Genomic DNA, 12610 nt, shown 5'->3' on the forward strand with positions numbered 1-12610 from the left:
CAGAGCGGGGGGAACAGCAGCCTACGGCCATTGACGGCAGCTCTGATGGAAGCCATCCCCGCTCCGCCTGCACACCCGGAGCCAACACCAGCTCCGGCCGCACCTCTGAAGGTAGGGCCTGATGTCGGTCACGACGAGCACACCCACCGACGAGCAGACGACCGAGACCGCGCCCGAGCCGCGGCGGAGGAAGACCAACGCGGCCAACGTGTGGCTGGGCGTCATCGCCTGGGTGGTGGGCATCGGGTTCTTCTTCCCGGTGCTGTGGATGGTGCTGACCTCCTTCAAGACGGAGGCCGACGCCTACACACCCACCCCGAAGATCATCTTCGAGCCGACGCTGGAGCAGTACGAGGGCGTCTTCTCGGCGGGCATCGGGCCCTACCTGGCGAACTCGCTGGCGGCCACCGTGATCTCGACGATCCTGGTGCTGCTGCTCGCGATCCCCGCGGCGTTCGCGGTGTCGCTGCGCCCGGTGGAGAAGACGCAGGACGTCCTGTTCTTCTTCATCTCCACGAAGATGCTGCCGGTCGTCGCGGCCATCGTGCCGATCTACGTCGTGGTCAACCAGATCGGGATGCTGGACAACATCTGGACCCTGATCATCCTGTACACCGGCATGAACCTGCCGATCGCGGTCTGGATGATGCGCTCGTTCTTCCTGGAGGTCCCGGGCGAGCTGCTCGAGCAGGCCAGCATCGACGGCGCGCCGCTGTGGCGCACGCTGCGCGAGATCGTGCTGCCGATCATCTCGCCGGGCATCTTCGCGACGGCGCTGATCTGCGTGATCTTCGCGTGGAACGAGTTCTTCTTCGCGGTCAACCTGACCGCGGCCAACGCCGGCACCGTGCCGGTCTTCCTGGTCGGGTTCATCACCTCGGAGGGCCTGTACTGGGCCCAGCTCTCCGCGGCGGCGACGATGGCCGCGCTCCCGGTGGTCATCGCCGGCTGGGTGGCGCAGAACAAGCTGGTGCAGGGCCTGTCGTTCGGCGCGGTCAAGTGAGGGAGTGCACGATCCATGGCTGAAGTGGTGTTCGACAAGGCCTCGCGGATCTACACGCCGGGGGCCAAGCCGGCGGTCGACAGCCTCGACCTGACCGTCGCCGACGGTGACCTCGTCGTCCTTGTCGGGCCGTCGGGCTCGGGCAAGTCGACGGCGCTGCGGATGCTGGCCGGGCTCGAGCCGATCGACGCGGGCTCGGTGCGCATCGACGGGCGCGACGTGGTCGACGTGCCCTCGAAGGACCGGGACATCGCGATGGTGTTCCAGAACTACGCGCTCTACCCGTCGAAGACGGTCGCCGAGAACATGGCGTTCCCGCTGAAGATGCGCGGGATGGACAAGGACGAGCGGGCCCAGCGGGTCCGCCAGGCGGCCGAGATGCTCGGGCTCACCGAGTACCTCGACCGCAAGCCCAAGGCACTCTCCGGTGGTCAGCGCCAGCGCGTCGCCATGGGTCGCGCGATCGTGCGCGAGCCCCAGGTCTTCCTCATGGACGAGCCGCTGTCGAATCTCGACGCGAAGATGCGCGTGCAGACCCGCGCCCAGATCGCCGAGATGCAGAACCGCCTCGAGGTGTCGACCGTCTACGTGACCCACGACCAGGTCGAGGCCATGACGATGGGCGACAAGGTCGCCGTGCTCGCCAACGGGCAGCTCCAGCAGTACGCGACGCCGCCGGAGCTCTACGACCGGCCGACCAACGCGTTCGTCGCCGGCTTCATCGGCTCGCCGGCGATGAACCTGCTCGACCTGCCGCGCTCGTCCAGCGGGGTCACGCTCGGCGGGGTGGAGATCCCGCTGCCGCGCGACATCGCCGACGCCGCCGGCTCGCGCGACAAGCTCACCGTCGGCATCCGGCCCGAGGACTGGGTGCTCGAGAGCACCGACGCCGACTCGAGCTCGGTGATCAAGGCCGTCGTCGACGTCGTCGAGGAGCTCGGCAGCGAGTCCTACCTCTACGCCCACCTCGCCGACGACACGTCGACCTCGATCGTCGTGCGCGGCCCGGGCCGGGTGAAGGTGCGCTTCGGCGACCCGATCGCGGTGCGGCCGAACCCCGAGGCCCTGCACGTCTTCGACGCCGAGACGGGGCAGCGGCTGCCGTAGTGGTCAGTACTCGATCAGTACTCGGGCAGTACTCGGGCAGTACTCGATCAGTACTCGGGCAGTACTCGGGCAGGTCGATGGCGGTCGCCGCGGAGGCGACCCAGTGCTCGTCGAGCTCCCGACCGACCAACTGTCAGCGACGTGGCGCTGCAGACGTTGAGTGTCCGTAACGCCACGCGCTCGCAGGAAAGTCGCTCGCGAGCGCTGCGCCGACTGGGCTAGCGTCCGCACCGTGATCCAGCAGCTCTACGGCTGACGAGCCCCGCTCTCGAGGCAACACCCCGACGACCGGTCGTCGGGGGAATCGTCCACCCCGGCACGCTCCTGGAGTCCTCCATGGCTCACGTCCTCATGGTCGGCGTCGCGGCCCACGGCCACACCCACCCGCACCTGCCCGTGATCGCCGAGCTCGTCGAGCGCGGCCACCGCGTCACCTACGCGATCCCGGCGGCGTTCGCCGAGATGGTCGCGGCGACCGGTGCGACGCCGCTCGTGCATACGTCCCTCCTGCCCGACCAGAGCCGCGGTGAGCAGTGGCCGACCGACCCGGTCGAGGGCACCACGCTGTTCCTCGACGAGGCGGTGCAGGCCCTGCCGCAGATCGAGAAGGCGCTGGGTGACGACGTCCCCGACATCGCGCTCTACGACATCGGCGGCTATCCGGCCATCGTCCTCGCGCGCCGCTGGGGCGTCCCTGCCGTCCAGCTCTCGCCGGCACTCGTGGCGTGGGACGGCTACGAGCAGGACCTCGCCGCGCACCTGACGTTCCGCCAGGAGCCGGGCTACCGGGCCTACCTCGCGCGGTTCGCGGCGTGGCTCGCCGAGTTCGGGATCGACGACGACCCCGAGCAGCTCGTCGGCCGTCCGCGGCGATCGATCGTCGAGATCCCACGGGCGATGCAGCCAGCCGCGGACAAGGTGGACGAGACCGTCTACACGTTCGTCGGGCCGGACCTCGACCGCCGCGCGGCGCAGGAGCAGTGGCCCGTGTCGGAGCGTCGGCTCGTCCTCGTGTCGTTCGGGTCGGCGTACCACGACCGGCCCGACACCTTCCGCGCCTGCGTCGAGGCGTTCGCGCCGCTGGGCTGGGAGGTGGTGCTGGCGATCGGGCCGCATGTGTCCCTCGACGACCTCGGTGAGCTGCCCGAAAACGTCACGGCGCACCGCTGGGTCCCGCAGCTCGGTGTGCTCGGGAGAGCGAGCGCTTTCGTCACCCACGCCGGCATGGGCGGGTGCTCCGAGGGGCTGTACGAGGGGGTGCCGATGATCGCGATCCCGCAGGGCGTCGACCAGTTCGGCAATGCGTACCTGCTGGAGGAGCTCGGTGTCGCCCGCACGATCACCACCGAGGACGCGACACCTGAGGCACTCCGAGAGGCCCTGCTGGCGCTGACGTCGTCGGACGACGTGGCGGCCCGACTCGCCGAGCAGCGGGACGCGATCCGGAGCGCCGGTGGCGCGCGGGTGGCCGCGGATGTGGTGGAGGCCGAGCTCGCGTAGGTGTCAGCGGCGTGGCGTTGCGGACATCTGGTGTCCGCAACGCCACGCTCACACCTGGACGACGGCGATGTGGTTGCCGTCGGGGTCGCGCAGCATGAACAGCGTCGGGGCGCCCGGCGCGTCCACGACGTCGTCCACGTCGACCCCGGCCTCCCGCAGACGAGCGTGCTCGGCGTGTACGTCTGGCGTCTCCACGCCGATACCGCCACCGCCGGGCTCGCCTCCCATGGGCGGGTTGAGCGCGAGCCGCGCCGTGGAGCCCGGTGGGGCGACCTCGATCCACCGCTCGGTGTGGTTCTCGCCGAAACGGGTGTCGCCACGCAGCTCCCACCCGAGCCGGCCGGTGTAGAAGGCGATGGCCGCTTCCTGGTCGGCGACGGTGAACATGGCGACGCCGATGTTCGAGACGGTGGTGGCGGTGGACGCGGTCATGGGGTACTCCTTCGTCGGGAGCGCCGTACTATAGAACGACCGAACAGTCCTGAACAAGGATGGCCTTGCGTGCCCGCCCGGTTCCGCCGCGTCATGATCGACGGAAGATTTCGGACACTCAACGTCTGCGACGCCACGTCGCTGACACGAGGGTCAGGCGATGCCCTCGGGGGCGGCGCCGCCGACCTGGACGCCGTCGGCGGTGATCTTCTCGATCTCGGCGAGGTCGTCGGCCGACAGCTTCACGTCGACCGCAGCCAGCGAGCGCTCGATGTTGCGCTCCGAGCGGGCGCCGACGATCGCGGTGTCGATCCCCTCCTGGGCGAGCACCCACGCGATCGCGAGCTGCGAGACCTCGCAGCCCTTGTCGGCCGCGAAGCCCTTGAGCCGCTCCACCACCTCCAGGTTCTTCTGCAGCTTCTCCCCGGTGAACGCCGAGGACTGCGAGCGCCAGTCCGAGTCCTCGAAGATCGAGTCGGTGCTCAGGGTGCCGGTGAGCAGCCCGGAGCCCAGCGGGCTGTAGACCAGGGTGCCGATGTCGTGGGCGCGCACGTAGGGCAGCACGTCGTCCTGCAGGGTCTCCACCGGGCGCATGGTGTCGAACGCGGCCATCTGCTCGGCGTCGTAGTTCGACACCCCGACGTGGCGGATCTTGCCTTCGTCGACCAGCTCCTGCAGGTAACCGGCGGTGTCGGCGAACGGGGTCTGCTCGTCGGGCCAGTGCACCTGGTAGAGGTCGATGTGGTCGATCTTCATGGCCTGGAGGGACGACTCGACCCCCGAGCGCAGCCACGCCCGCCGGGAGTCCCGCGGCCGGTCGGTGCCCGGGTTGATGCCGCCCTTGGTCGCGATCACCACCGAGTCGCGGTCGCGGTCGAGCTCGCCGCGCAGCGCGTTCGCGAGGACCTCCTCGGACTGCCCGAACCCGTAGGCCTGCGCGGTGTCGAAGAAGTTCACTCCGCGGTCCAGCGCCGACCGGATCGCGGCCTGCGCGGCGTCCGCGTCGTAGGAACCCCACTCGCCCGAGACCTGCCACGTGCCGAACGCGATCCGCGACACCTGCAGGTTCGTCTTGCCCAGTCTCGTGGTCTCCATGGGCATCGCGTACCCGGTGCCACCGCCGCGAACCGGAGGGCGGCTATCCCGAGATGTAGGCCTCGAGCTGGTCGCGGTGCTCCTCGAGCTGGTCGATCCGGCTCTTGACGACGTCGCCGATGCTGACGATCCCCGCCAGCCGGTCGGCCTCGTCGACCACCGGGATGTGGCGGATGCGGCGCTCGGTCATCGTGCGGCTGAGGGTCTGCAGGTCGTCGCTGCCGCGGCACGTCGCCACGACCGTCGTCATGATCTCCGCGACCGGCACGCCGAGGAGCGCGGCGCCGCGATGGTGGAGGTGCCGCACGATGTCGCGCTCGGAGACGATCCCGACGAGCCGGTCGCTCTCGCAGACGACCGCGGCGCCGACATTGCGCTCGGCGAGCACCGCGAGCAGCTCCGAGATCGGGTCGCCGGGCGCGACGGTCAGGACCGCCGTCCCTTTCCGTGCGAGCAGGTCCGCGATGCGCATACCGGGCCCCCTTCTCGGGTTCGGGACGTGACGAATATGACAGGGACCGTCCGGGTTCGGCCAGACCCGGACGGTCACTGCCGTCCCACGAGCACGGCGGTCACCAGAAGGGGGACGGTCAGCGCCGCGAACAGCACCGGGAGCGCGAACCACACCGACCCGGCGGCGACGGCGGCGAGCACCACGAGCGCGACCGTCTCCGCGCCGAGCCCGGCCATCGAGGTCACGGTGGCGCGCGCGTCGCCCTCCACCGCGTCCTGCACGCGGGTCTCGACGACGACCAGCAGCATCTGCAGCACACCCCACCCGGCGGCGACCAGCGCGAACCCGGGACCGAGCGGCAGCAGCGCCCCGGTGCCGACCGCGACCGCCGCGAGGCCCAGCAGCCCGCCCCGCACCGGTCCGCGCGCCCGGGCGACCCGACCCGCGAGGGCAGCGCACACCGACTCGGCGACGCCCACCCCGGCGAGCGCGAGCGCGGCCACCGCCGGCGTCGCCCCGTGCGCGGCGGCGAGCAGGGGCAGGTACTCGTCGAGCGCCATGAGACCCGCGAGCAGCGCGGTGACGACCACCGCGCGACGCAGCAGCGCGGTCCGGGACACCTCGCCGACGCCCTCGCGCAGCATCGCCCACCACTCGATGGCCGCGGCCCGCGGCGACGACGCGCGACCTCGCCGCGGCCGCTCCCGCTCGGGCAGCGTCAGCGCGAGGGCCGCGCCGGCCAGCGACGCGCCGGCTCCGACCAGGCCCGGCAGCACGTAGCCTCCGATCGTCACGAGCGGCGCGGCGAGCGCGGTCGCGCCGAGCGTGGCGGCGAGGGAGCCCGCGCGGGCTCGTCCCATGAGCGTCGGGTAGCGGTCGGTCGCCTCCCAGCCGTCGAGGGCGTCGTAGGCCAGCGCCTCGAGCGTGCCCGAGGCGAGCGCGCCCGCGACGCCCCAGAGCACGAAGCCGACCGCGAACACCGGCGTGCTCGGGACCAGGACCCAGAGCGTGAAGACGGCGGCCGAGAGCGCGCCCGAGATCGCGAGCATCCGACGCCGGGAGCTCACGTCGGCCCAGGCGCCGGAGGGCACCTCGAGGACGAGCGTGGCCACCGACCAGAGCGCGAACAGCGCCGAGATCGCCGCCTCGGACAGGCCGTGGTCGGCGAAGAGCAGCGCATAGAGCGGATACAGCGGCACGAACTGGCCGAACGCCTCGACGGCGACGACCCGGGAGCCGAACCCGCGGGGGACCCGCGACCTGCGCGGGGCCCGGTGTCAGCGTCGGCGGAAGAGGTTCTGCACGTCGCCGACTCTAGGTGAGCGGAATTCCCGGGTATAGCCGTGGATTTCGCTGACGGAGAAGACTGCCGTCCATGGCCGACGAACCCACCACCCCGACCGGCGACAACCCGTACATCGCGCGGGCCTACGCCCTCGGCGGGCCGGACGACGCCCGTGCGCTCTACGACGAGTGGGCGAAGCAGTACGACGCCGACCTCGCCGGGGACGACCAGGGCTACGTCGCCCCGGTGCTCGCCGCGGAGACCGTCGTGCGCGTCGCCGGCCCCGACGTCACCGTGCTCGACGCCGGCTGCGGGACGGGTCTGGTCGGCGCGGCACTCGCCGAGCGCGGGGTGCGGGTGATCGATGGGATGGACGTCTCCGAGGGCATGCTCGAGCAGGCCCGCGCCACCGGGGCGTACCGCTCGCTGCAGCCGGTCGACCTCACCCGCGCGCTGCCCACGGACGCGGATGTCTACGACGTGGTCGTCTGCGTCGGCACGCTCACCCACGGTCACGTCGGTCCGGAGGTGCTCGCCGAGTTCGCGCGCGTCACCCGTCCCGAGGGCTGGGTCGTCGCCACCGTGCTCGACGACGTCTGGGAGTCCGGCGGCTACCGCGCCGAGGTCGACCGCCTCGTCGCGGCGGACACCGTCGCGCTCGTCTCGGCGGAGCTCGCGCCCTACCGGGCCGGGGTCGGGGTGCAGGCGCGGATGCTGGTGCTGACGACCCGCCGAGGGATAGAACGGGTGCCATGACTGACGAGGCCCCCGAGATCCTCTGGCGACCCGACGAGACCACGGTGCGGGACGCGCGGATCACGGCGTTCGCGCAGCAGGTCGCCGGTGACTACGGGGTGACGGCCGACACGTACGAGCAGCTGTGGGCCTGGTCGACGTCCGACCCGCGGGGCTTCTGGAGCAGCGCGGTCGACTTCCTCGGCGTGCGCTTCCACGAGCAGCCCCGCGAGGTTCTCGTCGCCGAGACGATGCCCGGCGCGGAATGGTTCCCGGGCTCGACGCTCAACTACGCCGAGCACGCGCTGTGGCCGGCCGACGGCGGCGCGGACGCCGACTCGGCGATCGTCGCGGTGCGTGAGGACGGGCGCCGGGTCGCGCGCACCTACGGCGAGCTGCGCGCCGACGTCGCCCGGGCGCGGGCGGGTCTGGTCGCGCTCGGTGTGGGCCGCGGCGACCGGGTCGTCGCCCTGTCCCCGAACTCCGTCGAGACCCTCGTCGCCTTCCTCGCGGCCGCTTCGCTCGGCGCGACCTGGTCGTCGTGCTCGCCGGACTTCGGGGCGCGCGCCGTCGTCGACCGCTTCGCGCAGATCGAGCCGTCGGTGCTCGTCGCCGTCGACGGCTACCTCTACAACGGCACGTCCTACGACATCCGCGACACGGTCGCCTCGCTGCGCGAGCAGCTGCCGACCCTGCGCGCGGTCGTCGGCGTCGACTACGTCGCCGAGTGGACCGACGGCGACGACGTCCTGTCCTGGGCGGCGTTCACCGCCGACGGCGACGCCCCGCTCGCCGTCGACCCGGTGCCCTTCGACCACCCGCTGTGGATCCTCTACTCCTCGGGCACCACGGGCCTGCCCAAGGGCATCGTGCACTCGCACGGCGGCATCGTCGTCCAGCACCTCGCGTCCCTGGCGCTGCAGCACGACCTCGGTCCCGGCGACCGGTTCACGTGGTTCACCACCACGGGCTGGATGATGTGGAACCTGCTGATCTCCGGGCTCCTCGTGGGCTCGACGGTGATCGCCTACGACGGCAGCCCGGGCCACCCGGACCTCGAGGTGCTCTGGAAGATGGCCGCCGACGAGGGCGTCACGCTGTTCGGGACGTCGGCGTCGTTCGTGCAGTCGTGCCTCAAGGCGGGGCTGCGCCCGCGGGAGAAGTACGACCTGTCGGCGATCCGTGCGGTCGGCTCGACGGGCTCGCCGCTCTCGGCGGAGGGCTTCGACTGGATCCTCGACGCGGTCGGACCCGGGGTGCAGATCGCCTCGGTCTCCGGCGGCACCGACGTCTGCGCCGCGTTCGTCGGCGTCGCGCCCACCGTGCCGGTGTGGCGCGGCGAGATCTCCTGCCGCGCCCTGGCGTGCGCGGTCGAGGCGTTCGACCCGCAGGGCAACCCGCTGATCGACGAGGTCGGCGAGCTGGTGATCACCAAGCCGACGCCGTCGATGCCGGTGATGCTGTGGAACGACCCGGACGGGACCCGGATGCGCGAGTCGTACTTCGACGACTTCCCCGGCGTCTGGCGCCACGGCGACTGGATCAGCATCACCCCGCGCGGTTCGTGCGTCATCCGCGGGCGCAGCGACTCGACGCTCAACCGCGGCGGTGTGCGAATGGGCACCGCGGAGTTCTACGAGGTCGTCGAGTCGTTCGACGAGGTCCTCGACTCCCTCGTCATCGACACCACGGGGCTCGAGGGCGCCCGCGACGGCGGCGAGCTGTTGTGCTTCGTGGTGCTCGCCGGAGGCGTGGCCTTCGAGGACGTGGAGTCGCAGCTCCGGAAGGCCCTGCGCGCCCAGCTCTCGCCGCGCCACGTGCCCGACCGGTTCCTGGTCGTCGACGACATCCCGCGCACGCTGAACGGGAAGAAGTCGGAGGTCCCGGTCAAGCGCATCCTCGCCGGCACCCCCGCCGAGAAGGCCGTCAGCAAGGACGCGCTGCGCAACCCCGAGGCGCTCGAGAACGTGGTGGCACGCGCGCGGAGCTGAGCACCCTCCTCGTCGACTCAGGCGGTCTCGGGGACGACCTCGGAAAGCGTGACCGCGCGCGCCGTGTGGGCGGGAACCACGGAAAGATCGCGATTAGTGGTCATCGTGTGCCCGCCGGCAGGGGTCGGTGGTGGTGGGGGCGCCGCGGGGGACGGTGGCCAATATGCGCGTCGCCCTGGGCGGCGACAACCCGACGGTGCGGACCGTGCGTTGCCGGGTCGTCGCTCGGTTGACGTCCAGATCTCAGGCGGCGATCTCGGTGAGGTCGTCGGCGTCGGCCAGCGGCGCCCCGGTCTGCTCGCGGACCTCTTCGGCGGTGACGCTGGGCGCGAGCTCCCGCAGGACGAAACCGCTGGGCGTCACGTCGACCACGGCGAGGTCGGTGATGACGCGCGAGACGACCCCGCGGCCCGTCAGGGGCAGCGAGCACGACTCGACGAGCTTGGCCGCGCCCTTCTTCGTCACGTGCTCCATCACGACGAGCACCCGGCGGGCGCCGTGCACGAGATCCATCGCGCCGCCCATGCCCTTGACCATGGCGCCCGGCACCGCCCAATTGGCGATGTCGCCGGTGACCGCGACCTGCATGGCGCCGAGCACGGCCGTGTCGACCTTGCCGCCGCGGATCATCCCGAACGAGAGTGCGGAGTCGAAGAACGAGGCGCCCTCGCGGACGGTCACCGTCTCCTTGCCCGCGTTGATGAGGTCCGGGTCGACCTCGTCCTCGGTCGGGTAGGGACCGACGCCGAGCAGCCCGTTCTCCGAGTGCAGCAGCACGTCGACGCCCTCGGGCAGGTGGTTCGGGATCAGCGTCGGCAGCCCGATGCCGAGGTTGACGTAGGAGCCGTGGGTCAGCTCGCGCGCGGCGCGGGCGGCCATCTGCTCGCGGGTGAGCCTCACGACGTCCCACCCCCGGAAGAAGGGCTCAGTGTGCGCTTCTCGATGTGCTTGTTCGCCCCCTGCTCGGGGCTCAGCTCGACCACGCGGTGGACGAAGATGCCGGGCACGTGCACGTCGTCGGGGTCGATCTCGCCGGGCTCGACGAGCTGCTCGACCTCGGCGATCGTGGTGCGCCCGGCCATCGCGGCGAGCGGGTTGAAGTTGCGCGCCGAGCGGTGGAACACGAGGTTGCCGTGCCGGTCGCCCTTCGCGGCGCGGACCAGTCCGAAGTCGCAGACCAGGGAGAGCTCGAGGACGAACGGGACGCGCGCGCCGTCCACGTCGAACTCGCGGACCTCCTTCGGCGGCGACGTGATCGCCACCGACCCGTCGGGCGCGTAGCGCCACGGCATCTCGCCGTCGGCGACCCAGGTGCCGACCCCGGCGGGGGTGTAGAAGGCCGGGATCCCCGAGCCGGCGGCGCGCATCCGCTCGGCGAGCGTGCCCTGCGGGGTCAGCTCCACCTCGAGCTCGCCGGCGAGGTACTGACGGCCGAACTCCTTGTTCTCGCCGATGTAGGAGGCGACCACGCGGGCGATGCGGTGCTGCTCGAGCAGGATGCCCAGGCCCCAGCCGTCGGTACCGCAGTTGTTCGAGGCGACGTGCAGGTCGGTCGCCGACCCCCGCGAGAGGGCGTCGATGAGCACGATCGGCACGCCGGACAGGCCGAACCCGCCGACCGCCAGCGACGCCCCGTCGCCGATGTCCGCGACGGCCTCGTCGGCCGACGCGACGGTCTTGTCGATCGTCATGACGCTCCCTTCGCGTGCTCGCGCAGCAGCGGCGTCACGATCTCCGGGCGCTGGAACGACGCCAGGTGCGCGGCGCGGGTCACGGTCTCCAGGCGAGCTCCGGGGATGCCGTCGGCGAGGATCTGCTGGTGCTCGGGCGGGGTGGCCGGGTCCTCGACGCCGCTGACGACGAGGGTCGGCGCGGTGATCCCGCCGAGCTGGTCGACGACGTCCCACCCGGCGACCGCCTCGGCGGAGCCCGCGTAGCCCTCGGCGGGGGTGGACGCGATGAGGTCGCGCATCCGGCGGACGGTGTCGGGCTGCGCGTCGGCGAAGTCCTCGGTGAACCAGCGCGCGACGACCCCGTCGGCGACGGCCGCCGTGCCCTGCGCGCGGACCTTCTGCGCCCGGTCGCGGAAGGCGTCGGCGTGGGGGAAGCGCGCCGCGGTGCACAGCATCGCCAGCGTGGCGGCGCGCTCGGGGGCGTACAGGCCGATCCACTGCGCGATCGCGCCGCCGAGCGAGACGCCGGCGAACGAGGCGCGCCGGACATCGATGTCGTCGAGGGTCTCGAGGACGTCGCGGGCGAGGTCCTCGACGGAGTACGGGCCGTCGGGCACCGGGGAGCCACCGTGGCCGCGGGTGTCGAGCGAGATCACCCGGAACTCCTCGGCGAGCTCGGCGCGCTGGGGCGCCCACATGTCGATCGTGCTGCCCAGCGAGCACAGCAGGACCAGCGGCGGCCCGCCGGCGGGACCCTCGGTGGCGTGATGAAGCTTCACACCCTCACCGTGCCCGACGGGCGGGGGCGGTGAACCGTCCGCTTCCGCCCATCAGGAGTCGAGCTTGGACGGGTGAACGGTCAGCGCCGTCACCTCGACCTGCATGTACGGGAACAGCGGCAGGCTCGTGAGGAGCTGGTGGAGCTCGTCGCCCGACTCGACGTCGAAGCGGCTGACGTTGGCGTACTGGCCGACGACGCGCCAGAGCTCCGGCCACTTGCCCGAACGCTGGATCTCGTGCGCGCGGGCCTTCTCACGAGCGCGGAGATCGTCGGCCACGTCCTGCGGCATGTCGTGGGGGAGGTGGACGTCCATGCGGACGAGGAACTGCACGTGGTGCTCCTGGTGGTCGAATCGAGCGCGTGGCGTTACGGACACTCAACGACAGCGACGGCACGCCGCTGACATCTGCACTGCACCGACCGGCCTAGGGCGTGTCTGATGGATCTTGGTCGTGGGATGGGCCAGGATGCGAGTCGTGGCAGCTGACCGGACGGTGATCTCGGACGCGGCGTGGGCACGGTTGGAGCCGCTGCTGCCCGACCGGACCCCGCGT

The 12610-nt window shown here is 71.6% G+C and carries 12 protein-coding genes and 1 pseudogene; 5 read left to right on the plus strand and 8 right to left on the minus strand.

Features of this window, described 5'->3' with window-relative positions:
* The first annotated feature begins 121 nt into the window (after nucleotides 1-121).
* From AC2A1K_RS34800 to AC2A1K_RS34810, 3 genes are all read left to right on the plus strand, one after another.
* Entirely contained in the window at nucleotides 122-1003 is an 882-nt protein-coding gene (locus AC2A1K_RS34800; RefSeq protein WP_483900928.1) for a carbohydrate ABC transporter permease, read from the plus strand.
* A 15-nt stretch (nucleotides 1004-1018) separates the two neighbouring features.
* Nucleotides 1019-2110: an ABC transporter ATP-binding protein gene (locus AC2A1K_RS34805; protein WP_483900929.1), complete on the plus strand. Its 1092-nt coding sequence runs from the start codon at nucleotides 1019-1021 to the stop codon at nucleotides 2108-2110.
* 336 nt (nucleotides 2111-2446) lie between these two features.
* Nucleotides 2447-3610: a macrolide family glycosyltransferase gene (locus AC2A1K_RS34810; protein WP_483900930.1), complete on the plus strand. Its 1164-nt coding sequence runs from the start codon at nucleotides 2447-2449 to the stop codon at nucleotides 3608-3610.
* Nucleotides 3611-3658: 48 nt separating this feature from the next.
* Here AC2A1K_RS34810 and AC2A1K_RS34815 read toward each other — a convergent pair whose 3' ends face one another.
* The 4 genes and pseudogenes from AC2A1K_RS34815 to AC2A1K_RS34830 form a co-directional block, all read right to left on the minus strand.
* Nucleotides 3659-4042, minus strand: a complete 384-nt coding sequence (locus AC2A1K_RS34815; RefSeq protein WP_483900931.1) for a VOC family protein — start codon at nucleotides 4040-4042, stop codon at nucleotides 3659-3661.
* Between the two features lie 153 nt (nucleotides 4043-4195).
* A complete protein-coding gene (locus tag AC2A1K_RS34820) occupies nucleotides 4196-5137 on the minus strand; it encodes an aldo/keto reductase (protein WP_483900932.1) in 942 nt (313 codons plus the stop codon).
* 43 nt (nucleotides 5138-5180) lie between these two features.
* Nucleotides 5181-5609, minus strand: coding sequence for a CBS domain-containing protein (locus tag AC2A1K_RS34825; protein WP_483900933.1), 429 nt, complete (start codon nucleotides 5607-5609; stop codon nucleotides 5181-5183).
* Nucleotides 5610-5683: 74 nt separating this feature from the next.
* Nucleotides 5684-6793: pseudogene (locus AC2A1K_RS34830) on the minus strand (MFS transporter); the annotation flags it as partial.
* Between the two features lie 173 nt (nucleotides 6794-6966).
* On the opposite strand from AC2A1K_RS34830, the gene AC2A1K_RS34835 reads away from it, so the two are divergent.
* Nucleotides 6967-7632, plus strand: coding sequence for a class I SAM-dependent DNA methyltransferase (locus tag AC2A1K_RS34835; RefSeq protein WP_483900934.1), 666 nt, complete (start codon nucleotides 6967-6969; stop codon nucleotides 7630-7632).
* Nucleotides 7629-9602: an acetoacetate--CoA ligase gene (locus AC2A1K_RS34840; protein WP_483900935.1), complete on the plus strand. Its 1974-nt coding sequence runs from the start codon at nucleotides 7629-7631 to the stop codon at nucleotides 9600-9602. Before AC2A1K_RS34835 ends, AC2A1K_RS34840 begins: the two co-directional genes overlap by 4 nt.
* A gap of 243 nt (nucleotides 9603-9845) precedes the next feature.
* On the opposite strand, the gene AC2A1K_RS34845 is transcribed toward AC2A1K_RS34840, so the two are convergent.
* Genes AC2A1K_RS34845 through catC form a run of 4 tightly spaced genes read right to left on the minus strand, consistent with a single transcriptional unit; the run spans nucleotide 9846 to nucleotide 12387 of the window.
* Nucleotides 9846-10502 carry a CoA transferase subunit B gene (locus tag AC2A1K_RS34845; protein ID WP_483900936.1) on the minus strand — a complete coding sequence of 219 codons (657 nt, stop codon included), beginning with the start codon at nucleotides 10500-10502 and terminating at the stop codon, nucleotides 9846-9848.
* Nucleotides 10499-11293, minus strand: coding sequence for a CoA transferase subunit A (locus AC2A1K_RS34850; RefSeq protein ID WP_483900937.1), 795 nt, complete (start codon nucleotides 11291-11293; stop codon nucleotides 10499-10501). Before AC2A1K_RS34850 ends, AC2A1K_RS34845 begins: the two co-directional genes overlap by 4 nt.
* Nucleotides 11290-12054, minus strand: a complete 765-nt coding sequence (pcaD, locus tag AC2A1K_RS34855) for a 3-oxoadipate enol-lactonase (protein ID WP_483900938.1) — start codon at nucleotides 12052-12054, stop codon at nucleotides 11290-11292. Before pcaD ends, AC2A1K_RS34850 begins: the two co-directional genes overlap by 4 nt.
* A 51-nt stretch (nucleotides 12055-12105) precedes the next feature.
* Nucleotides 12106-12387 carry a muconolactone Delta-isomerase gene (gene catC / locus AC2A1K_RS34860; RefSeq protein WP_483900939.1) on the minus strand — a complete coding sequence of 94 codons (282 nt, stop codon included), beginning with the start codon at nucleotides 12385-12387 and terminating at the stop codon, nucleotides 12106-12108.
* Nucleotides 12388-12610: the final 223 nt, after the last annotated feature.

The sequence above is a fragment of the Actinomycetospora sp. 2LY8.5 genome (assembly GCF_057180585.1).